At 55.7% G+C, this 23407-nt stretch carries 23 protein-coding genes and 1 pseudogene; 16 read left to right on the top strand and 8 right to left on the bottom strand.

Annotated elements, in window-relative coordinates:
- Positions 1–13: 13 nt before the first annotated feature.
- Entirely contained in the window at positions 14–730 is a 717-nt protein-coding gene (locus GOX53_RS23295) for a hypothetical protein (RefSeq protein WP_171180664.1), read from the bottom strand.
- 336 nt (positions 731–1066) lie between these two features.
- Here GOX53_RS23295 and GOX53_RS23300 point away from each other — a divergent pair, with 336 nt between their 5' ends.
- The 8 genes and pseudogenes from GOX53_RS23300 to GOX53_RS23335 form a co-directional block, all read left to right on the top strand.
- Positions 1067–1291: a hypothetical protein gene (locus GOX53_RS23300; RefSeq protein ID WP_254446717.1), complete on the top strand. Its 225-nt coding sequence runs from the start codon at positions 1067–1069 to the stop codon at positions 1289–1291.
- Positions 1292–1555: 264 nt separating this feature from the next.
- Entirely contained in the window at positions 1556–2164 is a 609-nt protein-coding gene (locus tag GOX53_RS23305) for a DJ-1/PfpI family protein (protein WP_171180666.1), read from the top strand.
- Positions 2165–2620: 456 nt separating this feature from the next.
- Entirely contained in the window at positions 2621–4162 is a 1542-nt protein-coding gene (locus GOX53_RS23310; protein ID WP_171180668.1) for a S8 family serine peptidase, read from the top strand.
- 52 nt (positions 4163–4214) lie between these two features.
- Positions 4215–5027, top strand: coding sequence for a serine protease (locus GOX53_RS23315; RefSeq protein ID WP_171180669.1), 813 nt, complete (start codon positions 4215–4217; stop codon positions 5025–5027).
- An 88-nt stretch (positions 5028–5115) separates the two neighbouring features.
- Positions 5116–6297 (top strand): serine protease, encoded by a 1182-nt coding sequence (locus GOX53_RS23320; protein ID WP_171180671.1) that lies wholly within the window; start codon positions 5116–5118, stop codon positions 6295–6297.
- 12 nt (positions 6298–6309) lie between these two features.
- Positions 6310–6603, top strand: a complete 294-nt coding sequence (locus GOX53_RS23325) for a hypothetical protein (RefSeq protein WP_171180673.1) — start codon at positions 6310–6312, stop codon at positions 6601–6603.
- A 4-nt stretch (positions 6604–6607) separates the two neighbouring features.
- Positions 6608–7705 (top strand): M14 family metallopeptidase, encoded by a 1098-nt coding sequence (locus tag GOX53_RS23330; RefSeq protein WP_171180675.1) that lies wholly within the window; start codon positions 6608–6610, stop codon positions 7703–7705.
- Positions 7706–7723: 18 nt separating this feature from the next.
- Positions 7724–7972, top strand: a pseudogene (locus GOX53_RS23335) (transposase domain-containing protein); the annotation flags it as partial.
- Between the two features lie 138 nt (positions 7973–8110).
- Here the strand turns inward: GOX53_RS23335 and GOX53_RS23340 are convergent.
- From GOX53_RS23340 to GOX53_RS23365, 7 genes are all read right to left on the bottom strand, one after another.
- The gene (locus tag GOX53_RS23340) at positions 8111–10093 is read right to left on the bottom strand and encodes a protein-arginine deiminase family protein (protein ID WP_171180677.1); all 1983 of its coding nucleotides are present in this window, start codon (positions 10091–10093) and stop codon (positions 8111–8113) included.
- Between the two features lie 14 nt (positions 10094–10107).
- Positions 10108–11139 carry a serine protease gene (locus tag GOX53_RS23345; protein WP_171180679.1) on the bottom strand — a complete coding sequence of 344 codons (1032 nt, stop codon included), beginning with the start codon at positions 11137–11139 and terminating at the stop codon, positions 10108–10110.
- A 712-nt stretch (positions 11140–11851) separates the two neighbouring features.
- A complete protein-coding gene (locus GOX53_RS29590) occupies positions 11852–12037 on the bottom strand; it encodes a hypothetical protein (protein WP_217351894.1) in 186 nt (61 codons plus the stop codon).
- Positions 12038–12153: 116 nt separating this feature from the next.
- Positions 12154–12330 (bottom strand): helix-turn-helix transcriptional regulator, encoded by a 177-nt coding sequence (locus GOX53_RS23350; RefSeq protein WP_371810417.1) that lies wholly within the window; start codon positions 12328–12330, stop codon positions 12154–12156.
- 44 nt (positions 12331–12374) lie between these two features.
- Positions 12375–13016: a hypothetical protein gene (locus GOX53_RS23355; protein ID WP_171180683.1), complete on the bottom strand. Its 642-nt coding sequence runs from the start codon at positions 13014–13016 to the stop codon at positions 12375–12377.
- Positions 13009–14199: a site-specific integrase gene (locus tag GOX53_RS23360; protein ID WP_171180685.1), complete on the bottom strand. Its 1191-nt coding sequence runs from the start codon at positions 14197–14199 to the stop codon at positions 13009–13011. Before GOX53_RS23360 ends, GOX53_RS23355 begins: the two co-directional genes overlap by 8 nt.
- A gap of 347 nt (positions 14200–14546) precedes the next feature.
- On the bottom strand, positions 14547–15065 hold the full coding sequence (locus GOX53_RS23365; protein WP_171180687.1) for a hypothetical protein: 519 nt from the start codon (positions 15063–15065) through the stop codon (positions 14547–14549).
- Positions 15066–15518: 453 nt separating this feature from the next.
- Here GOX53_RS23365 and GOX53_RS23370 point away from each other — a divergent pair, with 453 nt between their 5' ends.
- The 8 genes from GOX53_RS23370 (at position 15519) to GOX53_RS23405 (ending at position 23101) form a co-directional block, all read left to right on the top strand.
- The gene (locus tag GOX53_RS23370; protein ID WP_171180689.1) at positions 15519–17258 is read left to right on the top strand and encodes an ABC transporter substrate-binding protein; all 1740 of its coding nucleotides are present in this window, start codon (positions 15519–15521) and stop codon (positions 17256–17258) included.
- Positions 17259–17350: 92 nt separating this feature from the next.
- Positions 17351–18409 (top strand): ABC transporter ATP-binding protein, encoded by a 1059-nt coding sequence (locus GOX53_RS23375; protein ID WP_171180690.1) that lies wholly within the window; start codon positions 17351–17353, stop codon positions 18407–18409.
- A gap of 1 nt (position 18410) precedes the next feature.
- Positions 18411–19487, top strand: a complete 1077-nt coding sequence (locus tag GOX53_RS23380; RefSeq protein ID WP_171180692.1) for an ABC transporter ATP-binding protein — start codon at positions 18411–18413, stop codon at positions 19485–19487.
- Positions 19484–20347: a carbohydrate ABC transporter permease gene (locus tag GOX53_RS23385; protein WP_171180694.1), complete on the top strand. Its 864-nt coding sequence runs from the start codon at positions 19484–19486 to the stop codon at positions 20345–20347. Before GOX53_RS23380 ends, GOX53_RS23385 begins: the two co-directional genes overlap by 4 nt.
- A complete protein-coding gene (locus GOX53_RS23390) occupies positions 20344–21141 on the top strand; it encodes a carbohydrate ABC transporter permease (protein ID WP_171180696.1) in 798 nt (265 codons plus the stop codon). The genes GOX53_RS23385 and GOX53_RS23390 overlap by 4 nt, the downstream gene beginning before the upstream one ends.
- Positions 21142–21284: 143 nt before the next feature.
- Positions 21285–21554, top strand: coding sequence for a DUF2160 domain-containing protein (locus GOX53_RS23395; protein ID WP_371810418.1), 270 nt, complete (start codon positions 21285–21287; stop codon positions 21552–21554).
- Positions 21555–21621: 67 nt separating this feature from the next.
- Positions 21622–22017 carry a BlaI/MecI/CopY family transcriptional regulator gene (locus GOX53_RS23400; protein WP_171180700.1) on the top strand — a complete coding sequence of 132 codons (396 nt, stop codon included), beginning with the start codon at positions 21622–21624 and terminating at the stop codon, positions 22015–22017.
- Positions 22004–23101 (top strand): M56 family metallopeptidase, encoded by a 1098-nt coding sequence (locus GOX53_RS23405; RefSeq protein ID WP_171180702.1) that lies wholly within the window; start codon positions 22004–22006, stop codon positions 23099–23101. Before GOX53_RS23400 ends, GOX53_RS23405 begins: the two co-directional genes overlap by 14 nt.
- Positions 23102–23407: the final 306 nt, after the last annotated feature.

Genomic DNA, 23407 nt, shown 5'->3' on the forward strand with positions numbered 1-23407 from the left:
AGTGTCTCCTTTCTCAGGCGCGCTCAAGCAGCTTGTTTGCGTCAGAAACCAAGCCGTCTATCTGGACATCGCACCAGACGCCGCGCACGCGGTGGGTAACTGCGACCTTCACGGCCAGATCCTCGCCGCAACGGGCTTCAAGGTCGGTGATTTCATCCTCGATGGCCGTCAGACGGTCATAGGCAGGTTCAATCACCCGTACTTCAAAATCCTTGTCAGCGGGGCAAGGGTTCTGCCCTGCCGCCTCGGATATGGCACACAGGCGTGCAGCTTCATTGTTCGCGGCATTGACCTCGGCCACAGCTTCGACCCACCCGCATGTTATTGCCGGTCCATCAGGTAGAGGCATCGTGCCAATCTGCCGAAACCCAACCATTTGCATCAACCATAGATTGGGCCATGTGGTGGGTGTAACGGTTGTGATGTACTCGGGTTTCTCAGAGTCCCAGAAAGCGCTCAGAGCGGTTTTCAACTCTTCGTCCGGGCACCAGTTTTCATCATCAACTGCGCCCGCAAAGAACACCTGCATTTGCCAGACGTTCTCCAAAACACTCAGTGTGAATACAGCCGTGGTGTCATTGGCTCGCCAGTATTGAACGTGGCCGCTGTGGATCAGAGCCGCAGCATCCCCGGCCAGTTCTTCAAGCTCATCCGGGCCAAGCTCATCGACCGGTGAAAGCCGTTCTGCCTTCGCTTTGACGTCCTGCTTATTGTCCTGCCCACTTTCCACTTTCTGCCCCTAATTTTGTTATGCAGGAAGGTATCATATTACCCCATATTGAGCAACAGAAATGAGGGAACATTTGTGAACAAAAAAGTGCTTGCGCGCACTACCCTATTGCGGCTTTAACGCCAGCACCCACCTTGTGAGAATGTTGAGAGTGTCCATGGTTATCATCAGCCGAAAGGTTGCCCGTTATCTCCCGCCCGAAAGCATGTTTTTCGTGCTTCTCATCGCCGCCTCTGCATAAGCTGGCGGAAATCAGGTCCGAGGCGCGGGCACGATCGTGTCCTCCGGCTTCCCCTGTTAGACCACAAGCCGTAAGCAGGTAGACAGGAGGCTAGAATGGCAAAGAATCGTCGCTCGTTGCTTGATGTATTCAACGTCCAGTCGGCTTTCTTCATACCGGTCTGGCGGCGGGCTCTTGTTGTTACCGCATGTGTTTTATGGGCGATTGTGGAGCTGGCGAATGGCAACCCGTTCTGGGCTGTTCTGTTCGGCGCAATAGCGGCTTACTGTGCGCATCAGTTCTTCATTGTTTTCAATCCGGTTGACAAAGAAGACCAGTAAGCAACGCCCTGGGTAGTGCGCGGTGTCCAGACAGCAGATTTCGGCACCTTGAGACATCGGCTGTAAAGTCTCGGCTCAGAAGGGCCGTGTATTGCAGGTGATTGGTTAGCTAAGCTGACTAATCAAATCTGTACTTTTACCGCAATGATAAATGTCCACTTTTGCTGCTTAGGTAGGGCAAGTGAATCAGCCATTTACAGGTGGAGCAAGCATCTGAGCAGCGCTACGTTGCGGTCGAATTGAACTGATCGAAGGGGCTAAGCCATGCGACGTGTCGGGGCGCTTATCTTTCCAGGTTTCGAGTTGCTTGACCTGTTTGGGCCACTTGAGATGTTCGGGCTACTCAAAGATGACTTTGACCTCCAACTTGTTGCTGAGACTTCAGTTCCCGTCGAAAGCAACCAGCAGGTACGCGCCAATCCGGACGCAACGATGCAAGACGCCAATCACTTTGAAGTCCTGTTTGTTCCCGGAGGCATGGGAACGCGCCGCGAAGTGAGCAATACGGCTCTTTTGGACTGGATCAAAACCGTGTCGGAACCGGCGGAGTACGTCTTGAGCGTTTGCACCGGCAGCCTGCTTCTCGCGGGCGCGGGTGTTTTGGATGGACGACGCGCAACGACGAACAAGGCGGCATTCACCAGGATCGCTGATCAATACCCGAAGGTAGATTGGATAAAGCAAGCCCGGTGGGTCGAAGACGGCAAGTTCATCACCTCGTCCGGCGTCTCTGCCGGGATGGATATGGCTCTGGGAGCTATTGCGCTGATGCATGGCCGCGAGACTGCCGAAATGGTCGCGATGTGGAGCGAATACGATTGGCATCAGAACAAAGACTGGGACCCTTTTGCGGAGACCCACGGCCTCGCCTAATTTGGCCGAGTTTTTCACCAGTATCGACCGTTTTGGCCGGATTTTCCGAAAGCCGACTTCGGGGCAAGCACGGCTGAGTCGGCCACTGTCCGGCACTTCCGACCTTGCCAGCGTAGGGAAGGTCTGAGCGAAATCGTCAGATGACCGATGAGCCCAAATTTCTCTTCGGATGCGGAGCAGCTAACGTCCGTTTACTCTGGTCTTGAGTTAGTGCCGAGGCGCGCCGTTAAGCTTTGTCCGAGTTTTTTCTTTGACCAGCTATGATTTTTGGCCTTACGATTGGCGAGATTGATTTATGGATTTCGATACGTGAGTTTGTCTGTGTTTTGATATCCAAATTTGTGCTCGAGATAATAGATGTCTGAATACTCAATAGGCTTTAGAGAAAGATCCTATAGGTTCCGCCGAAGTGATACCTTTTTGGGAGTAAGCGCCGCTCCGGGCCAATCGCGCGCCATGGGCTTTGCCATTTCAGGTCTTGAGCGGCAATCACTAGGACAACGACGCGGACGTCTTGGCAGGTTTGAGCTTGTGCAGATTAACGGCGAGGAAACTTCGATCGCCAAGGAGCAGCCGAGGCTGCAGGCCCAGAATGCGGTCCAGCGAACTGTGCCAGCCTATCATACGTCAGATGACGAGGTGCCCTTCATACCAGAAGGCCCGCTATATCTTCGGTTTCATCCGCACGTGCCGGATCGGGAAATAAACGCTGTGCTTGAGCGGCACAACCTGACGGTACTTAGGGATGCGTTAGGCGGTGGAGTGAAGGTAGCCCGAGAGGGCCTGCCAGACCCCGTAGAGCTGTCAGTTGTGCTGCAAGAGGAGGAGATCGTTGAGACAGCGGTTCCAGACTTTGTCACTTATCGGGAACTGTTGGCGTCTACTCCTCTTGACGACCTTTTTGTGCAGCAGTGGCATTTAAGAAACACTGGTTCGACCTTCGGTTTGAAAGCGGGGGCTGATATCCGTGCGGTTAAGGCATGGGAGGCATTGGGCGGATTTGGTAGTGACGCACCGATCATCGGAGTGATTGATGATGGGTTTGACCTGAACCACCCGGACTTGTCCGCTAAAGCGGTGGCGCCTTGGGACGTCAATAGCAACTCAAGCAATGTCCAGCCGCACTTCGACCCCGTACATCCAGAAGACGGTGACTGGCACGGTACGTTTTGCACCGGGCTTGCCCTTGGACGCGTCGATGGTGGCGACATTGTTGGAATCGCGCCAAATGCGCGACTTATGCCAGTTCGAATGGCCGCGGATCTTAGCCCAAACAGCGTTGTACGTTGCTTTACCCATATGAAGGAAAACGGGGCGTGGGTCGTCAGCTGCAGTTGGAAAGCAACACCTCTTGTCTATCCGCTTCCTCCTGAAGTCGAAGCTGCAATCTCGGATTGTGCTAACAACGGACGCGACGGAAAAGGTTCGGTGATCGTCTTCGCCGCAGGGAATTTGGGCCATGATATCAACGCAACTGATGGTTCAACACTGAACGGCTACGCGACCCACCCCGATGTCATGGCGATTTCTGGGTCGACCAGCAAGGACACGTTTTGGCGAAGCTCCGACCGCGGTCGCGAGATTGCGCTATGTGCCCCGTCCGGCGGTGGTCTTGGGGCGCGAAACATCACGTCCTCGGATGCCGGAGGCACGTTCACGGATGCAAATGGCATCGTACACAGCCTAGGCTATGCGCCGGGGGACTACGTCGTGAACGGGCCAAGTGGCACCTCTGCCTCCTGCCCGCTTGTCTCGGGCGTGGTGGCGCTGGTGTTGGATGCAAACCCCGATCTTCGCGCCGTGGAGGTCCGCGATGTACTACGCGTCACTGCGCGGCAGATCGGCCAAGACAGCGATTACGAAAACGGGCACTCGCCAAAATTTGGCTATGGCTGTGTGGATGCCGGCGCCGCGGTCAACCTGGCATTGGAGATGGGTGAAAACGCAGATGCGCTTATTGCAGCGCTGGAGACTGCAGGCCTGAGCCGCACAGCTTAAGGATTTTAGCCGAGGGGAGGAGCCCCAAGGCGCACACCAAGGGAGTAAAGTTATGAAGTTTATTTCAAAATGTTCCACGATTGCCGCGGCGCTGGGCCTTGCATGCGCAGGGTCGGGCTGGGCCGAGGACGGAGCCGGGCCCGGCGCCAGCCCGCTTATCGTTGGCGGCACCCCGGTGCCGAGCATCGACGTGACGCCGTATCAAGTGGCCTTGGTCGACGACGGCACGCGCTCTCAGTTCTGTGGTGGCTCGTTAATCGCACCGGAATGGGTACTTACAGCAGCGCATTGCGTTGACAACTTCTTTGTCGGCAATGATCCAGGCAAGGTCGATGTTGTCTTGGGAACGCTGGAATACGCCAGCGGCGGCGAGCAGATCGGCGTTGTCGAGATCATCAACCACCCTGACTGGGCTGGCAGCAATCTGGACTTTGACGCGTCACTGCTGCGGTTGGAGACTGCGGCCACTATGGGCGACATCGTTCCGGTGATCGCGACGGACGGCGACCTTGCGACGGGCGTGAATGTACGGGTCAGCGGTTGGGGCGCAACGTCGGAAGGAGGACCCGGTTCCGATACTCTGTTGATGGTTGATGTGCCCGTTGTGGACACGCCGACCTGCAACCAGCCGGAAAGCTATGATGGAGCCATTACCCAAGCGATGTTCTGCGCGGGCTTTCGTGATGGTGGGCGAGACGCCTGCCAAGGCGATAGCGGTGGCCCCGTGGTGGGCGATGTGGGCGGCGTGATCACGCTTGTGGGAGTTGTGAGTTGGGGCCACGGCTGCGCCCGCCGATTGAAATACGGCGTCTATACCCGCGCAACCGAAATCAGCGATTGGGTCGACGAAACGCTGTCCAATTGATGCACTCCGCGATCAAGGGATTGCGGTGCCCTGCCAAGGCGGCGGGGCATCGGCCCTTGCAACGGCTTGCATCACGGAGGCAAAAGTGATGGACGAGAGCCAAGAGAAACTGCTGAAGAACAAAGACATACCAGAGTCCATTCGAGAGGCGTTCGCCAAGGGGCTCTTGGAAGAAGAGAACGCCAAACGGGCGCACGAACTGGCAATGGGGCAGCTGGACGTCGAGCGAAGGAAAGCCTTTCGCGGCCCGATCTATGCAGCGCTTGCTACGGTGATCACGCTGAGTGCCGGTTTTATCTTTGATGTCGGACGCAAGGAAACAGACGCTCAGATTTCAGCCGAGGCCGCGGAGCGCGCCTTTCAATATGAGATACTTGACCGGGAGCTTTCCAACCGGCCCGAGCCGTTGGACCGTGCGACGACGCTACTCTTTCTCGCTCAAGCAGGGGTGCTGACATCATTGAACACAGATGAATTGAGTAAGATCGCCAACGAGCAAAGAGAGAACCCTGACAAAGTCATCGTTCCAAGATTATTGGGAGTACAGCCGATTGATCAAGGCTTGCGGCCGGTTCAAAGTATATTGGAAGCTCCTTGGGCCGTAGCATTGGCTCAGAATGGTGAACGTGTTCCGTACTGCAACGGAGTCCTCATCGCTGAGAATTGGGTGATAACGGCCGCACATTGCGTTAATAACTTCTCTCCTAATCTAGATGGAAGCAAGATAAGGGTAATAGCAGGAGCAATTGATACGATTAGAAGTGGTCAAGTATCCAAGGTAGATGATGTCATTGTCCACCCGAAGAATGACACAGCGACGTTTGACTACGATGTTGCGCTTTTGCGCCTTCAACAGCCATTGTCGAATGCTAAGCCAATAAGCTTAGCACCTTCTGACTGGACCGTATCCGCGCAGTCACCAATCACGTTCACCGGATGGACCGCTTTGACGGAAGGTGGATCTGTCCCCAGCGTCATGCAAAAATTGTCGTTGCCTTTGGTGTCCAATCAAGAGTGCAACAAATCTGAAAGCTATGACGGAAGTGTCACGGAAGCGATGGTTTGCGCCGATCATAGTCCAGAAGGTTTTGCCCCCTGTCACGTCTCTTCGGGCGGTGGCGCTACCGCGGTAAACGAAAATAGCAGAGAGCCGATCCTAATCGGTCTATCGTCCTGGGGACATGGGTGTGGCCGACCAAACAAGCACAACATTTTTTCTCGTATTTCAGCCGTGCGCGACTGGATTGACGAGACGATAACTATCAAGTGATTGGAAAAGCATATGACACATAGATTGAAGGTAAGTGGATCCTCGATTCCAGAACTGCGCGCGTTTCTCGAAGAGTTCGAGGTGGATTTGGGGTGCCGTCCCGCTGCGGTGCTGCGGGAAGGGCGCTACGAGACGGTAGTGCTTTCTGAGGACAGTGAAATGCCCCGCATTATGGCGTGGCGTTTCGGAGGTATCACTGTGGAAGACCTGGGTGCGCTGCCCTCTGCGGACACGCGTCTTAGTCTTTTTAAAGCGGGCAACCGGTTCATCAACGCAGTCCCCAGCGGGTTCGGGATCAAGGAGTAGGACGATGACGTATTTGAATGTCGATGAGCTGGCGACCGGTGTCGAAGCCTTGGCGCAGACTTACCCTGACTTTTGCGACTTGATCCGTCTTCCTGAACGCAGCGTCGAAAACCGCGAGATTGTCGGATTGAGCATCGGGAACACGCGCGGCGACGAAAGACCAACTGCGATTTTCATTGGCGGCGTCCATGCGCGCGAATGGATCCCGCCAGATGCGGTCCTCTACTGCGCCGCTGATCTGCTGGAGGCGCGTAAGACCGGCACCGGGCTGCGGTATGGCGGAGCAAGCTTCACCACCGACGATATCGAGACCATCTTCCGCAACTTGCAGCTAGTTTTCTTGCCTTGTGCCAACCCGGACGGTCGTGCCTATAGCCAAACGACCGAACCCTTGTGGCGCAAGAACCGTTCAGTCAACCCGCTTGCGGGCGGTGGGGTTTGCCGCGGCGTGGACCTGAACCGCAACTTCGATGTCGCCTGGGACTTTCGCACGAAGTTTGCGCCAAACTCCGTCAGCGCGTCTGACAACCCTTGCGATCCACAAATCTACGTCGGTCCGTCGCCCGCGTCAGAGCCGGAGACGCGCAACATCGTCTGGCTATTGGATCACTTTGCACAGACACAATGGTATTTGGACATCCATAGCGCGATCCCTGCGGTTTTTCATGGCTGGGGTCTGGACGAGAATCAATCGGCTGAGCCGGGTCTCAACTTCTTGAACGCAGACCATGACGGGGCGCGGGGCCTTCCGGGCGACACTTATGGCGAGTTCATTGAAGCGGATGACGCGGTTGAGCTTGAGCGGCTTTCAACCTTGATGGCACGCGAGATCGAGAAGGTTCGAGGCGACCGATACGCCGTCGGCCAAGCCTACTCGCTATACGCCACCTCCGGGGCCAGCGACGATTATGCACTCAGCCGCCATCATACCGATCCGACAAAAAGCAAAGTCCTTGGCTTCACGATGGAGTGCGGGCATGAATTCCAGCCAAACTATGACGAAGGATCGGAGGTCATGCGTGAAGTGGCCGCGGCTTTGGTTGGATTTGCCAAGGACCGTGCTGAGGCTTCTGATCTTGTTCAGGAAGCGACCTCAGTCTGATCTGGTTGCATTGAGCTTATGCGTCCCATCGGCGTTGGGCGCCGCAATTGGTTATTCGCAGGGTCAGACACCGGCGGCGAAACACTCGCCCGCGCCATGACCCTCATCGAAACCGCCAAAATGAACGGATTGGACCCACAAGCATACCTGACGGACGTCCTCAGCCGCATCCAAGATCACAGGATGAACCGGCTTGATGATTTGCTGCCCTGGAACTGGACGCCTGCAGCGGGCGAGTGGCCCAGCTCCAACTTTTGTTACTTGTGAAGTTGCTAACGGCCAGAAAATCTCACAAAAGATTTTGGAACTGGCTTTTGCCAATACCTACTCAACGAACCGATAGGGGCCACTTGTCCGACACAATGCTGGTGAACTCCGACAACACAGTTCAACCGTCGCCTGATGTCAATCGTCAAGAAATCCGGTCGTCTTGATGTCGAAGCCTCCTTCGGGAAGTACGTTCCACCAGCGCGAGACCCCGAAGGGTTTTCGTTTCGCGTTGGTTCCACAATGTACCTCACCTGACAGCTCATGATATGAATACCAATCATCGATGAAAACAACTCTTCGATCGGGAAGAGAGTCCTCAAAGGCCTTTTCGAACGCGCATTTCCCATCAACGATCGGGCCGTACGGTTTAGGCACAATACTCAGGTCATTGTGTACAACGTGATTTACCATATCGGGGAAGAACGCAAGCGTTCGTTCAAGCTGGCCGTTTACATAACTAACTTGGAAACAAGTCGGCACCCTTACAATGTCGGCATCGGTTACCGCTAGTTCAGACTTTAATATCTCAATGTTTGCCCGCATATAGTCTTGATAAACAGCATTTCCTTCCCAGAACGTAGTATCTCCAAGAAGGTCATCGACCGTAATCTCAGCGCTACTGCCATCCAGTCGAGTCTTTCCTTCGAACAGCAGTACAGATCCATGACCCTTATCTGACAATTCTTCCAAGATCTCTTTGACTCTATCGGTGTCTGCCACAAGCACCTTGAAACCTTGTCCACTGCTACTTGGAACAAAGCAGACTATTTCGTCGACATGTGCTACAGAAAGCCAATCGGTGTATATCTCGAATGGGAACTGGACCTTTTGAGCATAAAGAAACTGACGGATTTCCGCCATCATTTGCCGTGAAGAGTGCTGATAGTCGCCGCTCCTTCTGCCGCCGACGACTACTCGACCTAATGGATAAGACTGTCCATCAACAACGACGGGAGGAGACACTTCAAGGTTTCCAAATGAGTCTAAGGAGTTTGGAACGCCACCGCCGATTACAAAATGACCAAAGTCGGTTCCTAGCAGCCTGATCTCGGGAAACTCGTCAAGTCCACGGTCGCGAGGACTATCAAATACTACTGGTAAAGTTCCCCGATGACTGCGGCTGTAACCAATTTCTATCTCATCTTGAATCCAACGATCTCCTCGACTGATCGACTCCGGAATGATCTCTAATGGTAAGCCTTCCGCAGCCGTTGCTTTTTGTAAGCCCTCTAGGAAGAGCGTGTTGTTGTCCGGACCATTTGTAATCTTACAGGTGTAAATGTGCTCTGCAGCTTGTGTGTTTGGCGTCATTACCCACGGCGCAACTCGATACATGACGCGATCAGATGCCAAAACTCTTTCGCCACCATTGAATGCATGTACCAGCTCGAGATTGATGATTAACAAACCCTCGAAAAATGGGCCAGGGTATTCATGAGCGGCTACTAGCAGTGTCTCACCTGACAGAGCCAGGTCCGCAGTTTCAGCAATGGTGTACTGAATCGACTCACGAGGGTCTTTTCCCATGATCTTTTGGGAAGCCGAACCGGCTTCGCGAAAAATGGAGAACTTCATTGCCCCTTCAGGTGCGGACCTCAGCCGCAACGAAACCCCATCGGGCAAACTTTCCAAACCGGTATCGCGTATGACCAGAGGTTCTCTTTCTTCTAGCACGCCTGTGGCTCCGCCGGCCGGATCTCGATCATTGTCTACAAGTACGATTGCCCCGCGCCCTTCGGGCCCCCAAACCCAATTTGCTTTGCCTTCCTCGTTGTCGCCAACATTACCATCTCTGTCAGCATCGCAGTCGACTTGGACCTTTGCTACAACTGTGGTGAGGCTAAACTCTTCGGAACCCGCCGAGGTGGCATGTGTGAACCTAGTCTCGGCAACACCACCGCTGTCATTCGGATTGAGGACGTACATCTCAGTCGCGAAAATGTCGTCGACCTGCAAGGATTCGCCAGCGGAGACAGGAAAGATACCGCTATCCGATCTTCTGCGCGCATAGATCTCCAATCCGCCGGCATCATCAAGAGATAAAGTTCCGTCGGTAATGCTAAGCGAAAAGCGGGTAAAGTCTCCAGCAATAGGGCGAAGGTAAGCTACTTGGTCCATGTTCTTACTCCAGGCTAACTCATTTTTGAAAAGTGTTCTGCAATAGGCTCCATTCGATTGCAGTCTTCACCTCGACAACCAGTAAGCGGACAGACAAGCGAGGCAACGCAATCTCCCAAAGGAGCAAAATCAGTCTGGCCCCTCACTAGAATGCCCTCGACTTCGTGTGAGCCTGCGTTAAACACTGGAGAACCCGAATTACCTCCATACGTGTCAAGGTTTGCTACAAAGTAGTCGTTTTTAGTGTTTTCGCGAACTTGCGCATTGCCAGCAAACTTCTTTGGGAGCCCGCTCGGACAACCTACGACATAAAGACCGGCCCCATTCTCCACACGGCCGGACATGCGAAACTTGAGTGGGTCACGATCCAATACTGGGCGATCTAATTCTACAATTGCCCAGTCTGCGCCATTTGATGTAACTTGCCCGTCGATGTAGTTCTTAATTCCATATATCTCAGAACTGTCAAACATGGTTCTCGTTGAACCACCACTCGACAAAACAAAATCGAAAATCACTCTTCGGGTATGATAGTTGGATCTGTCCAAGTTGTGCCCTGCAGTTGCAAGTAAGGTTCGCGAAATCAGGAATGCAGTACCAAGCGCGGGTGCTGGTTGGTTCTGAAAGGGTTCCCTCTCGCAAAGAGGTGTCCCCGCCTCCTGAAATTTCTCAGCCATCGTCTTAGATGAGACTTCGGCTGCATCTGAGCCGCTGGGAAAGACATGATTGACATGAACTAAAGCTGCAACGGATCGCGCATTTTCCTTCGCCCGCGCATCCTGCAACTGATATATTTCTTGGCGATCATCCTCGCCGTACAGTGCTTTTTGCCGGGCTTGTATCTCTTCAAAGATCCTTCCGCTCGATATTCCTTCAAAAACATTTGACTTTTTTGAACCGCCACCAGGTACCAAGTTAGGGTAAACATAACCGTCGCCTGCATGCTCGATGGATTGTAGGCTAAATGTACTTTCGGGACCTAATCGTCCGCGTGATTGCAAGACTGACCTTAATACGTCTAGCGGAACGGTTGTGAGATCTTCCATAAACGCAATCCAAACGATTCACTAATTTGAAAATGCAACCATAGCGGCTTACGCTAAGTCAAGCGCCACTTAGAAATGGAGTCAGAGGCGAAAAGGTGCTGACTGTACAAAATTAAGTCGGCTTTTGGTTGAGGGCTCAAGCGTCGTTGCGACGTCTTCCGCTTTTCAGTTTCATCATCTCATCTCTGAAGACCTCGGTTTGGGTGCGCCATCCGCGACACTTTCTGTGCGTACCATTCGGGCTCTCGCAAATCGCCTTCAGCTTTCGTAGTATGACTATAATTAACATAATGAACCTATTTGTGGGTGTCGCAGCCTCACAACATGGCTGACACCAAGCGGCCATTGGCGCAGATGCAGCGAAAGAGCGGTTTGTCCGCTCAGCCGTCGTTGACGCCGCACGACCCGCCATGATGCCCCGGGCTTGCTTGAGCATCTGGGCCTCATACTCGGCACGCTTCTGATCCGCCTCTCGCTGGGCTACCGGGTCTACGCGGGTTGCGCTGGCCGGTACGTTGGCCGCCGCAGCGATATCGCGAAAGTCACAGCTGGACTTGAAGCAATGCAACAGCAGGCGCCCGCCGGATTCCGTAACCGATAGTGCAGTCTGGTCACGGCGCCGCTCTGGCTGGCAGCATGGGCAAGGCGCGGAGCCCCGCCCATTGCGCCAAACGCCGCCTAAGTTGTGGGTCAGGTCTTGCGCGATCATGCCTCACCCCCCCGCGTTGAGTTCGTGTGCCAATAGCTCCAAGTCGGGCCAGTGGCGCGCCAAAATCGGATGGCTACGTAGCAATTCACACGGTGGCGAGTTGTCGTTATTGAGAATGGCCTCAGGCCCCGACGCCATTAGCGCTGTCAGGGCCTCAAAGCCTTCTTTTTCGTGAGATTTCAATTCCATGCTCTGTCCTCAGTCTTGCGCTGAGGGGCTGAACACGCTACATTTCGCAAAGTCTGTGCTGTGACTGAAAAACGAATTGCCCGTGTCCAATGTGCCCCATTGGCGCGGGTTTTTCGTTATGCTGCGGCGCGCTGTTCGATTGCAGCGTCTACATCAGCTTCATTCCAGTAAAGGCGAGATCCGAGTTTTACCGGTTTGGGTAAGCGGCCAGACTCGACGTCCCGGTATATTGACGACCTCGAGCGGTCGCCAAGTTTACTGGAGAGTTGGTTTAAGTTCAGATAAGTCATCATGCTGCTCCATGGTCACGAATGGAACAACATTCGGCGTCTAGACGTTACTCATCCACTTCAGCACTTCTCGATGTTTTGTCGGCAATCGTGCGATTGGCCTGCAAGAGCCGAACGTTCTCGTCAAGCTGACGGCGGTGATGCTTATATGCTCTCTCGACGGTCTTGGGCGAAACACTAAATTCTTTTGCGACTTCGGCTAAGACCGCTTCCAGACTGCTAGCCTGCTCGTCACCGATTTGGCGGTATCGAATTTCAACTTGAGCAGCCAAATTTCTGTCGTGGTCGATTTTTTCCGAGATTCTCTTCATCGAACTCTGGCCTTGCCGGTTAAGCGCCTCAAAGCCAAAACCTTGCCCAAGTGTCAAAGTGGCGGAATCCCGGTAAGTATTCCAACCCTCAACGATAGTCTTAATCAGCGCCGTTGGAACCTCGACCGTTTGCTGTCTCCAATCCTCAGTTGGGTATGCCAGTTTCGCATCATCATGAGACAACCCCGCTTCGAGAAGTGGGAATACAGCACCGAGAACTTCAAACGCGACCCAAGCTTCATTGAGCTTTCCATTCTCAACCTCTAAGTTATTGTTCCGAATTCGAAACAATAACCTATTCAAGAACAGGTCGATTTCATCCTCTGGACGATTCGGTATGTCCTCGGGCGCTATTTTTGGTGGTTTGGGCCTAGCCATTGCTTTCAATTGCCTTCGTCATTTTAACAACTAAATTCGAACCCCACGCTTCCATCAGCACCCGCCTCTGCTCCAAAAAATCGGTTCGCTTGTAAGCCCGTTCGACGGACCCACCTACAATGTGGCCTAAGCAGGTTTCAGCTACATCGTGAGGCGCGCCCTGCGTTTCAGCGACCCAGTCCCGGAATGAACTCCGAAATCCATGCGGGCGCTCAATCAAGCCCCGGCGTTTCATCAAGCCGGACATGGTCATATCGGATATCACGCCCTTGCGAACACCTGGAAATAGAAACCCGTCTCTTGCAAATGGCTTCGCCTGGTCAATGACAGTCAGCGCTTCACTCGACAACGGTACACGAAAGTCGCTGGTCGCGTCCCGGCGGCCCTTCATTGATTGTGCCGGAATTATCCAAACGTCATCGTCAATCTGATCCAGATTTATATTTCGAAGAGGGTAGGACCTTACAACTGTCAGGATCAGCAGTCGCAATGCCAGCTCTGCCAAAGTGCCGCCATCCAGCGACCGATAGAACTCCGGGACGTGCTGCCAAGGCATTGCCGGGATGTTCTTCGGCTTGTGGCGTTGTTTGCCCAACAGCGCACGGGCCTTGTCAGTCGCTTGAAGGTCCACATCGAGACCCAGCGCAGCGGCTTGACGAAAGACGATACTTAACCGGTTCATGGCTTTTCGCGCTGTGTCTGCTTTCTCATGCCAGATGGGTGTTAGCGTATCCCGAATGTCCTTCTGGTCTATGTCAGCGATTGGAACCTTGCCGAGTTTCGGCAGTACATGCAGTTCCAAAGGTGAGTACCAGCGACCAGCTTTCCCATCGCCTTTCAGTTCTGCTTTCCGGCTTTCGAAGGCATCAAGGGCCACATCTTTCAGCATATGAAGCTTACTGGCTTCTTCGCGCTTGATGCGCTCTCGTTCTTTGATGGGGTCCAACCCCTGTCGAACAACCGCACGCCACTTGTCCGCCTCTAAGCGTGCTTCACGAAGCGATACGTCGGGGAACCGCCCTAGACCCATTTCGCGCCTGCGGCCATGTACGGTCACACGCAGAAACCATTGAGCGCCGCCATCCTCGCGCTTGTGGAACCAGAGGCCGCCGCCGTCGGCAATCTTGCCGGAGCCGGTTGCTCTCAAGGTTGCTGCGCTGAGCTTGTTCAGCTGGCGGCTCATTTCAATCCACCTCTCTATCCACCCTCAACATATGGTATCAGGTGGGGTACAGTGAAGTGTCTTGGAACAATAAAACTATGTAATTTCAATAAGAGATGCAAAATGTGGAACGCGATGGCTTACCAAGATATAGCGATTGGATGCCTATCACCGGCACCATTCATCCTGTATAAAAACAACATGTTGGTGGATTGGCACATAATCCAATCCACCGGTTTGGCAGTTTTGGGAATGGGTGAGTGTCGCCGACAGCTTGCGCCGTCTTCGCGAGACACCTGACTTCCCTTGAGCGATTTCAAACGGCTTGTTGAAAACGTCAATGTCTCGTCGGCAAGGTCCGACTTGACCTAAAATTCGCAACCGCCGAACTGCGCCGTAGACGTGCCGCCGGTGACCGCGGATAAACCGAAGCATACCGCCGTCGCCAGTCCGACGGCGACGTCCTCGATATCCGCTTGAGGCTCGGCACCGCGAGTCCCCAATACCTGGACGGATGCGCTGAACGAGCATGACTTGCCGCTGGCCACCTCAAGTCTGCCGACGACAAATTCGGCGAACACGGGTTCAGGCTGATCATAAGCCTCTGACACAAAGTCTACGACCGAAAACTGGCGCAACTCCGATAGTTCGATATCTTTTGAACGTCTGACAATATCCCCGCGTATATCGCGAAATTCGACGTGGCCCGAGAGTTCGCATTTGGGTGGATCCAGGCGCATGTGGACGCGCAGATTGGCATCAGCAGGCAGGGAGATTTGGGCAAGCGGAAGCACCTTGGTTTGGTCATCTTGCGCGTTGGTCACCATGGGTAGCATTGCGGCAGTCAGGAGTGCTGCAACGAAGGAAATTCTGGAAAAGGCGGTCATGGTGGGTCGCTCCATTTGGCCTGCGAGAATTTGCGTTTTCCTGACCTCAATGCTGAGCCGGTGCCTTGCGGCAACAGTTATTCGGGCACCGATGTCATTATGCCATACCTTCCGGTCATCGGCCAAAAATCGTCCGAAGTAAGGACATCAGACGGCATCCTTCTTTCAATAATTGCCATCATCTGTCTCCGTTCGTGTAGGAACAAGAGAACCGTGGTGATCCACTTATTGCGCTGTTCCCGATGCCATCGAACCGGCTTCGCAGCATGGAGTCGTGTGGGATGCGGTCATCGGGTTTTTTTGAAAACATGTTGATTTCAAATCATAAAATCAGCGTAAGATGCTTACCTCAACCATTTACTAAAAATTTAGTTTGACATCAAAGCGAGAATTCGCCGATGCTGACTGCCATCCGGTAATACCCGGAAGAACAACAAATTTGGGAGGAGACAGATGCGGAAACATCTGCTTTCCGCAGTGGCGGCGGCTGCCGTCATTGCGGGACACGGCCCCGTTTGGGCCGACGAAGCCGCGGCGCAACGTTGGATCGACGACGAATTCCAGCCATCGACCCTGTCGAAAGACGAACAGATGGCCGAGATGCAGTGGTTCATCGAGGCTGCACAGCCCTATGCTGGCATGGAAATCAACGTCCTGTCCGAAGGCATTCCGACCCACTCCTACGAGTCCGAGGTCCTGACTAAGGCGTTTGAGGAAATCACCGGCATCAAGGTCAACCACCAGATCCTCGGTGAGGGCGAAGTGGTTCAGGCCGTTCAGACTCAGCTTCAGACGGGCCGGAACCTCTATGACGGCTATGTCAACGACAGCGACCTGATCGGCACGCATTCGCGTCTGCAGTTGGCTTACCCGCTGACCGACATGATGGGCGGCGACTGGGCAGGCACGACCTCGCCAACGCTGGATCTGGATGACTTCATGGGCATTCAGTTCACTACCGGCCCGGACGGCAAGCTGTATCAGCTGCCGGATCAGCAATTCGCGAACCTCTACTGGTTCCGCAAGGACTGGTTCGATGACGAAGCCAACAAGGCTGCGTTCAAGGAAAAGTATGGCTATGATTTGGGCGTTCCGGTCAATTGGTCTGCCTACGAAGACATTGCCGAGTTCTTCACCAACGATGTGAAGGAAGTCGACGGCGTCGCGATCTATGGCCACATGGATTACGGCAAGCGCGCGCCTGACCTGGGCTGGCGCATGACCGACGCCTGGCTGTCGATGGCCGGTGCTGGTGACGTGGGCGAGCCCAACGGTGTTCCGGTCGATGAATGGGGCATCCGCATGGAAGCGGGCACCTGTAACCCGGTCGGCGCTTCGGTGTCGCGCGGTGGTGCTGCAAACGGTCCGGCTGCGGTCTATGCGATCCGCAAATGGGATGAATGGCTGCGAGCCTATGCGCCTCCAGGTGCGGCGTCTTACGACTTCTACCAGTCGCTGCCGGCGCTCAGCCAGGGCAACGTGGCCCAGCAGATCTTCTGGTACACCGCCTTCACCGCCGACATGGTGAAGCCGAAGTCCGAAGGCAACAACACCGTGGATGACGAGGGCACGCCGCTGTGGCGGATGGCGCCCAGCCCGCACGGCCCCTACTGGGAAGAAGGCCAGAAGGTTGGCTATCAGGACGTGGGGTCGTGGACCTTCCTGAAATCGACCCCCTCGGATCGTGCTCAGGCCGCATGGCTCTACGCCCAGTTCGTGACTTCCAAGACTGTCGATGTGAAGAAGTCCCACGTGGGTCTGACCTTTATCCGCGACAGCTCGGTCAACCACGAGAGTTTCACCGAGCGCGCCCCCAAGCTGGGTGGTCTGGTCGAGTTCTACCGCTCGCCCGACCGTGTGGCATGGTCGCCGACGGGCATCAACGTGCCGGACTATCCGAAGCTGGCCCAGATCTGGTGGCAGCAGATCGGTGACGTGAACTCGGGCGCCTTCACCCCACAAGAGGCGATGGACCGACTGGCCGAAGAGATGGACATTACCATGGGCCGTATGCAGGCCGCGGATGAAAGCGCCGGTGTCTACGGTGGCTGCGGTCCGCGCCTGAACGAACCGCAGGATCCGTCCGTCTGGCTGGAGAAGGCGGGTTCGCCAAAGGCCAAGCTGGAGAACGAAAAGCCGCAGGGCCAGACCGTCAACTACGACGAACTGGTTGCGCGCTGGCAGTCCCAGTAAGCCGATGAAACCCGGGGTCGCCGCATCAGGCGGCCCCCACCAACCAAGAAAGACGCCTGCATTTCGGGCATTGCGGGACCGGACCCACGGACATGATCGAACTTCAAGACGCAGTCAAACAAGTGGGCAACGTCACCCACATCAAACCAACCACACTCACCCTGCAAGCCGGCCATTTCAACGTGCTGTTGGGGGCAACCGGATCCGGCAAGACCTCGTTGATCAAGCTGATGGCCGGGCTGGACCCGATCGCGCAGGGCAGGGTGCTGATGGACGGGCAGGACGTGACCCGGCTGAACACGCAGAAACGCAACATCAGTCTGGTGCACCAATTTTTCGTCAACTACCCGCACATGTCGGTTTTCGAGAACATCGCCTCACCCCTTCGGGTCGCGGGCATGGTCGAAAGCGAGGTTCAGGGCCGGGTGGAAGAGGCCGCTGATCTGTTGCAGTTGCGCCCGATGCTTGGCCGCCGCCCGCATGAGTTGTCCGGTGGTCAGCAACAGCGTACCGCGCTGGCGCGCGCCATTGCCAAGGAAAGCCGTGCTGTGTTCCTCGACGAACCGCTGGCCAACCTGGATTACAAGCTGCGCGAGGAACTGCGCGAGCAGTTGCCCGATCTGTTCGCAGGGCGCGGTGCGGTTGTGGTCTACGCCACCTCGGAACCCGAAGAGGCGCTGCTGCTGGGTGGCCATACCGCGCTGATGGAGGACGGCCGCGTGACCCAGTTCGGTCCCACGGCAGACATCTACCGCAATCCCGAGAACATCGCCGCGGCACGGGTGTTTTCGGACCCGCCGATCAATCTGGCGAAAATCACCATCTCGTCGGCGCAGGCGCAGCTGGCAGGTGGAGGCAGTTGGGCCGTTTTTGATGCCACACATCTGCCCGATGGAGAATACACCGTCGCCGTGCGCCCGCACCGCGTGACACCGTTTCGGACCTCGGAGGCCGATGTGGAACTGACAGGCCGGGTGATCGTGACCGAGCTTTCGGGTTCGGATTCCAGCGCGCATTTCCAGCATGGTGATGACGCCTGGGTGTCGCTGGCGACCGGGGTGCATCCCTATCAGGTGGGTGAGGATCATAGTTTCTACATGAACCCGGCCCATTGCCGGTATTTCGGCCAGGACGGAAAGCGGGTGGTGTAAGATGGCACAGATCAGACTTTCGAACCTCAAACACAGCTATATGCCCGCGCCGCAGGGTCCGCAGGACTATGCGCTCAAGGAAATCGACGTGACGTGGCGCGATGGTGGGGCCTATGCGCTGCTGGGGCCGTCCGGTTGCGGGAAATCCACGTTGCTCAACATCATTTCCGGCCTGCTGACCCCGTCCGAGGGGCAGGTTCTGTTCGGCGATCAGGACGTCACCAGCCTGCCCCCGGATCAACGCAACATCGCGCAGGTGTTCCAGTTTCCGGTGATCTACGACACGATGACCGTGGGCGAAAACCTGGCCTTCCCCTTGAAAAACCGGGGCGTCGATGCTGCGACGATCAAACGTCGTGTGGATGAGATCGCCGAAATGCTGGATGTGACCGAGATGCTGCATACGCGCGCCTCGGGCCTCAGCCCCGACAACAAGCAAAAGATCTCGATGGGCCGGGGTCTGGTGCGCGATGACGTAAATGCAGTGATGTTCGACGAACCTCTCACCGTGATCGACCCGCATCTGAAATGGAAACTGCGGTCCAAGCTGAAGGAACTTCATCAGCGGGTGAAGGCCACGATGATCTATGTGACCCATGACCAGACCGAGGCGCTGACCTTTGCCGACGAGGTTGTGGTGATGCAGGATGGTGAGGTTGTGCAGATCGGCACGCCGGTCGAGCTGTTCGAACGTCCTCAACACACATTCGTGGGGCACTTCATCGGCTCGCCGGGGATGAATGTGCTGCCCTGCGAAGTTCGCGGCGATCGCGCGGTGTTCGAAGGGCACGACGTCACCGTCGAAGGGCCGATCAGCGGCAGCGGCGGCGACACGAATCTGGGCATCCGTCCCGAATATGTCGGCTTTGGCGATACTGGCATCCCGGCGCATGTGACCAAGGTATCCGATATCGGGCGGCATTATGTCGTCAGCGCCATGGTCGGCAACACGGCGCTGAAAGCGGTGACGGAAGACGAAGTGCCCGAGCCCGGAACGCAGGTTCACCTGCAATTCAAACCAGAACAATCCCGCGTCTACCGCGACGGCTGGATCGCAACCGAGGAGCGGGCGCAATGAGAACCGAAAACCAAAAGGCATGGTTCTTTGTCTTGCCGGTTCTGGCACTGGTGGCCTTCAACGCGCTAGTGCCGATGATGACGGTGGTCAACTACTCGGTGCAGGAAACCTTCGGCAACAACCAGTTCTTCTGGGAAGGGCTGGGCTGGTTCGAACAGATTCTGCGGTCTGAACGGTTCCAGGCCGCACTGGGGCGGCAGTTCCTGTTCACCGCTCTGATCCTGCTGATCGAGGTGCCGCTGGGGATCATCGTGGCCCTGTCCATGCCGCGCAAGGGCCTGTGGGTGCCGGTCTGCCTGGTCCTGATGGCCTTGCCCATGCTGATCCCGTGGAACGTGGTGGGATCCATGTGGAACATCTTCACGCTGCCCAAAGTCGGCTTGCTGGGGTATTTCCTGAATGACGTGCTGGGCGTCAACTATGACATGACTCAACAGCCGATTTCGGCGTGGATTACCATCATCGTCATGGATGTCTGGCACTGGACCTCGCTGGTCGTGCTGCTGTGCTACGCCGGATTGGTCTCGATCCCCGACGCTTATTATCAGGCCGCCAAGATCGACGGTGCGTCGAACTGGTCGGTGTTCCGCTACATCCAGTTGCCCAAGATGAAGACGGTTCTGACCATTGCGGTGCTTCTGCGCTTTATGGACAGTTTCAACATCTATACCGAGCCCTTCGTTCTGACCGGCGGCGGCCCCGGAAACTCAACCACCCTGCTTTCGATCGACCTTGTGAAGATCGCGCTTGGACAGTTCGACCTCGGCCCTGCGGCCGCGATGAGCCTGATCTATTTCGCCATCACGCTGCTGGTTTCATGGGTCTTCTACACGCTGATGACAAAGGACGACGCGCAATGAAAAAGCGGTCCATCATCCCGATCCTCTATATCGCGTTCCTAATGCTACCGATCTACTGGCTGGTCGCGATGAGTTTCAAAACCACGAACGAGATTCTGTCGGGCTTCTCTCTGTTCCCGCAGACCTTCACGCTGGCCAACTACGTTGCGATCTTCACCGATCCGACCTGGTATTGGGGCTATATCAACTCGATCATCTACGTGACGATGAACACCGTCCTTTCGGTCTGCGTTGCGCTACCGGCGGCCTACGCCTTCTCGCGTTACCGGTTCCTCGGTGACAAGCAACTGTTCTTTTGGCTGCTGACCAACCGGATGGCCCCCGCTGCGGTGTTCGCTTTGCCGTTCTTTCAGCTCTACTCCTCAATGCAATTGTTCGACACCTATCTGGCCGTGGCGTTGGCACACACGTTGTTCAACGTCCCGCTGGCGGTGTGGATCTTGGAAGGGTTCATGCGCAGCATACCAAAGGAGCTGGACGAAACGGCCTATGTGGACGGGTATTCCTTTCCACGGTTCTTCGTGAAGATCTTCCTGCCCAACATCAAAGCGGGCGTCGGCGTGGCCGCGTTCTTCTGCTTCATGTTCTCGTGGGTCGAAATGCTGCTGGCGAAAACCCTGACCGCGGTCGAAGCCAAACCCATCGCCGCCGTAATGACCCGCACGGCATCCAGCGCGGGGTACGAGCTGGGCCTTCTGGCCGCAGCCGGTACACTGACCATCATCCCTGGCGCCATCGTCATCTGGTTTGTCCGCAACTACATCGCGCGCGGTTTCGCGATGGGACGTGTGTGAGGTTCGATATGCGTAAACTTGTGCTCATCCTTTCCGCGCTCCCTTCAACGGCCTTTGCTCAGGCTCAGGCGGGATGGGGCAATGTTGGCCAGCAAGAGGAAAAGGGCTTCTCCTGGACCGATCCATTATGGCCCGACTTCTGGATGGCCTGGACCCCGGCAACGCTGGCTGTGTTCGTGGGTATCTTCTCGGCAATCGCGTTGATCGGCATCCTGGAGGTCACTAAATTTCGCGACGGCATCGAGCGGCGCGGAGTATTGGGCCTGACCACAACTCTGGGCGACAGGTTGTTCATCACCCTGTTGGGCTCGGCCTACATCTTTCTGGCCTGGCTTGGCCTGGTGGGTCAGCCGGTCTGGGCGCCCCTGTTCCTGTCGATTGGCTGGGGCATTTTCGTATTCTGGAAAGTTTAGGCTTTGCCGAACGGCGAAAGGATGGTTGTCTAGCAGACACATTCAGAAAATGGCGACACCGAAACCCATGCGAAAAAGAAAAACGGGAAACCTCCTGACCGAAGTCGAACTGGAGTTCATGAACGAGCTCTGGGCGCTGGGCGAGGGGTCGGTGCGCGACGTTCTGGACCGCCTGCCGTCAGAGCGCAACCTGGCCTATACGTCGGGGGCGACGATCCTGCGTATTCTGGATGAAAAAGGGTTTGTGGAAAGCCGCAAGGAGGGAAAGACCCTCATTTACACGCCGCTTCTGGAAAAGAACAAATATCAGGCGCGTTCGCTTCAGAATCTGTCCCGGACACTTTTCGACGACACGCCCGCCATTTTGGTGGCGCGTCTTGTCGATGATGCCGGATTGACCGAAGCGGATCTCGAGGAAATTCGGGCACTGGTGGAGAGGAGACTGCAAAATGACAGCGGTTAGACCGGTTCTCGATGCGTATCTCGAACTGAATGTGATTTTGGCTTTGTCGGCGCTGGTCTGGCTTGCCGCCGGGGTTGTTCTTGCCCGTACGCCTCTGCGTTTTGCCTATGTCGCGCAGCTCCGCGCTCTCAAGGTTCTCTTTGTCTGTGTGATGCTCAGCCCGTTGTTGGCGATCGGAGCCGCGACTTTGGTTCAGGCGGTCTGGCCGGGCCGCGCTGTCACGTTTGGCGATATTGCCGTCGCAGCCTATCTGCGGGGCGACATTGCGATTCCCGCAATCCAGTTCGAGGTTCTGCTGAATACACGCCAGCGCTGGGTCGACGTGATCCTGTCGGGCGAGAGTACCTTGCTGACCCTGGTCGTGTCCGGGCTCGCCGCCATGGCATTGCTGCTTGCCCTGCGTACCGTTCTGGCGGCCTTGGCCATTCGCAACATGGTGCGGTCGAGCTTTCTTTGGCGGCGTTCGGCAACAGTCGATGTGCGCCTGTCCGACACTATCTCGGTTCCCTTTGCCGTCCGTGGCCTGTTTCGCCGGCACGTCATCCTGCCCAGCCATCTGTTGGATAAGCCGCGCGACATGCGCTTTGCCATAGCACATGAGTTCCAGCATGTGCGCGCAGGCGATATCGAGTGGGAACTGGCGCTTGAGTTCATGCGCCCCCTGTTTTTCTGGAACCCGGCCTATCTGATTCTGAAATACCAGTTCGACCGACTCCGTGAGCTGGGCTGTGATCAGTCGGTGGTGGCCCGGAACGTGTTCGATGTCAGGGACTATACGACCTGCCTGCTGGATTATTGCTCGCGCACTGCATCGGCTGGTCAACCGGGTGTTCTGAACGTGGCCCTGGTCAATGGCAGCAAAGCCAAGCGCGTGTTGCGGCAGCGCGTGCTGGCGCTGGCCGATGGGCCGGCGGTGCAGCATTCCGCACCTGTGCTGTTTTTGGCGCTTGCCCTGACCTTTGTCACCGTGCTGTCGGCGGGGTCGGTCACCATACGCAAAACGGACGACTGGAGTCATGATCGTCTCATGCTGTCGGCGGTGGTGAACCTGGAGCGGCTGGCTAAAATCAATCAAGGCAACTGAGAGATTCTGACCCTCACCAATCGCTGAGTCTGCGGTCGGGTGTGCCGGGTTCTTGTGCGAAACTGGATTTTCTTACTGTGAGTCGGCTGGATTTTGCGTTTGTTTGAAGGTTTGCGTTGTGCGTCGGGTCATTATCGAGATAATCACGCCCTGTAAGCGTTTGAAATCATATCATTTGTTCATTTTCTTTGTGTGATTTCGTTTTTTTATGTGAAATGGGGGTTGCGGGTATTTGAGGTGTTCCGTAAATAGCCCTTCACCGGCGCTTGAGGGTTGCTGGTGACGGGCCGGAGAGACGGTTGTGAC

The sequence above is a fragment of the Ruegeria sp. HKCCD8929 genome (assembly GCF_013031405.1).
Classification (GTDB): domain Bacteria; phylum Pseudomonadota; class Alphaproteobacteria; order Rhodobacterales; family Rhodobacteraceae; genus Ruegeria.

Coding starts and splice junctions, on each gene's coding strand:
- GOX53_RS23315 (WP_171180669.1), top strand. CDS start 4,215: ATGAAGTTTATTTCAAAATGTTCCACGATTGCCGCGGCGCTGGGCCTT.
- GOX53_RS23385 (WP_171180694.1), top strand. CDS start 19,484: ATGAGAACCGAAAACCAAAAGGCATGGTTCTTTGTCTTGCCGGTTCTG.
- GOX53_RS23305 (WP_171180666.1), top strand. CDS start 1,556: ATGCGACGTGTCGGGGCGCTTATCTTTCCAGGTTTCGAGTTGCTTGAC.
- GOX53_RS23365 (WP_171180687.1), bottom strand. CDS start 15,065: ATGACCGCCTTTTCCAGAATTTCCTTCGTTGCAGCACTCCTGACTGCC.
- GOX53_RS23325 (WP_171180673.1), top strand. CDS start 6,310: ATGACACATAGATTGAAGGTAAGTGGATCCTCGATTCCAGAACTGCGC.
- GOX53_RS23370 (WP_171180689.1), top strand. CDS start 15,519: ATGCGGAAACATCTGCTTTCCGCAGTGGCGGCGGCTGCCGTCATTGCG.
- GOX53_RS23405 (WP_171180702.1), top strand. CDS start 22,004: ATGACAGCGGTTAGACCGGTTCTCGATGCGTATCTCGAACTGAATGTG.
- GOX53_RS23320 (WP_171180671.1), top strand. CDS start 5,116: ATGGACGAGAGCCAAGAGAAACTGCTGAAGAACAAAGACATACCAGAG.
- GOX53_RS23330 (WP_171180675.1), top strand. CDS start 6,608: ATGACGTATTTGAATGTCGATGAGCTGGCGACCGGTGTCGAAGCCTTG.
- GOX53_RS23390 (WP_171180696.1), top strand. CDS start 20,344: ATGAAAAAGCGGTCCATCATCCCGATCCTCTATATCGCGTTCCTAATG.
- GOX53_RS29590 (WP_217351894.1), bottom strand. CDS start 12,037: ATGGAATTGAAATCTCACGAAAAAGAAGGCTTTGAGGCCCTGACAGCG.
- GOX53_RS23355 (WP_171180683.1), bottom strand. CDS start 13,016: ATGGCTAGGCCCAAACCACCAAAAATAGCGCCCGAGGACATACCGAAT.
- GOX53_RS23400 (WP_171180700.1), top strand. CDS start 21,622: ATGCGAAAAAGAAAAACGGGAAACCTCCTGACCGAAGTCGAACTGGAG.
- GOX53_RS23375 (WP_171180690.1), top strand. CDS start 17,351: ATGATCGAACTTCAAGACGCAGTCAAACAAGTGGGCAACGTCACCCAC.
- GOX53_RS23340 (WP_171180677.1), bottom strand. CDS start 10,093: ATGGACCAAGTAGCTTACCTTCGCCCTATTGCTGGAGACTTTACCCGC.
- GOX53_RS23310 (WP_171180668.1), top strand. CDS start 2,621: ATGGGCTTTGCCATTTCAGGTCTTGAGCGGCAATCACTAGGACAACGA.
- GOX53_RS23300 (WP_254446717.1), top strand. CDS start 1,067: ATGGCAAAGAATCGTCGCTCGTTGCTTGATGTATTCAACGTCCAGTCG.
- GOX53_RS23345 (WP_171180679.1), bottom strand. CDS start 11,139: ATGGAAGATCTCACAACCGTTCCGCTAGACGTATTAAGGTCAGTCTTG.
- GOX53_RS23395 (WP_371810418.1), top strand. CDS start 21,285: ATGGCCTGGACCCCGGCAACGCTGGCTGTGTTCGTGGGTATCTTCTCG.
- GOX53_RS23350 (WP_371810417.1), bottom strand. CDS start 12,330: ATGATGACTTATCTGAACTTAAACCAACTCTCCAGTAAACTTGGCGAC.
- GOX53_RS23380 (WP_171180692.1), top strand. CDS start 18,411: ATGGCACAGATCAGACTTTCGAACCTCAAACACAGCTATATGCCCGCG.
- GOX53_RS23360 (WP_171180685.1), bottom strand. CDS start 14,199: ATGAGCCGCCAGCTGAACAAGCTCAGCGCAGCAACCTTGAGAGCAACC.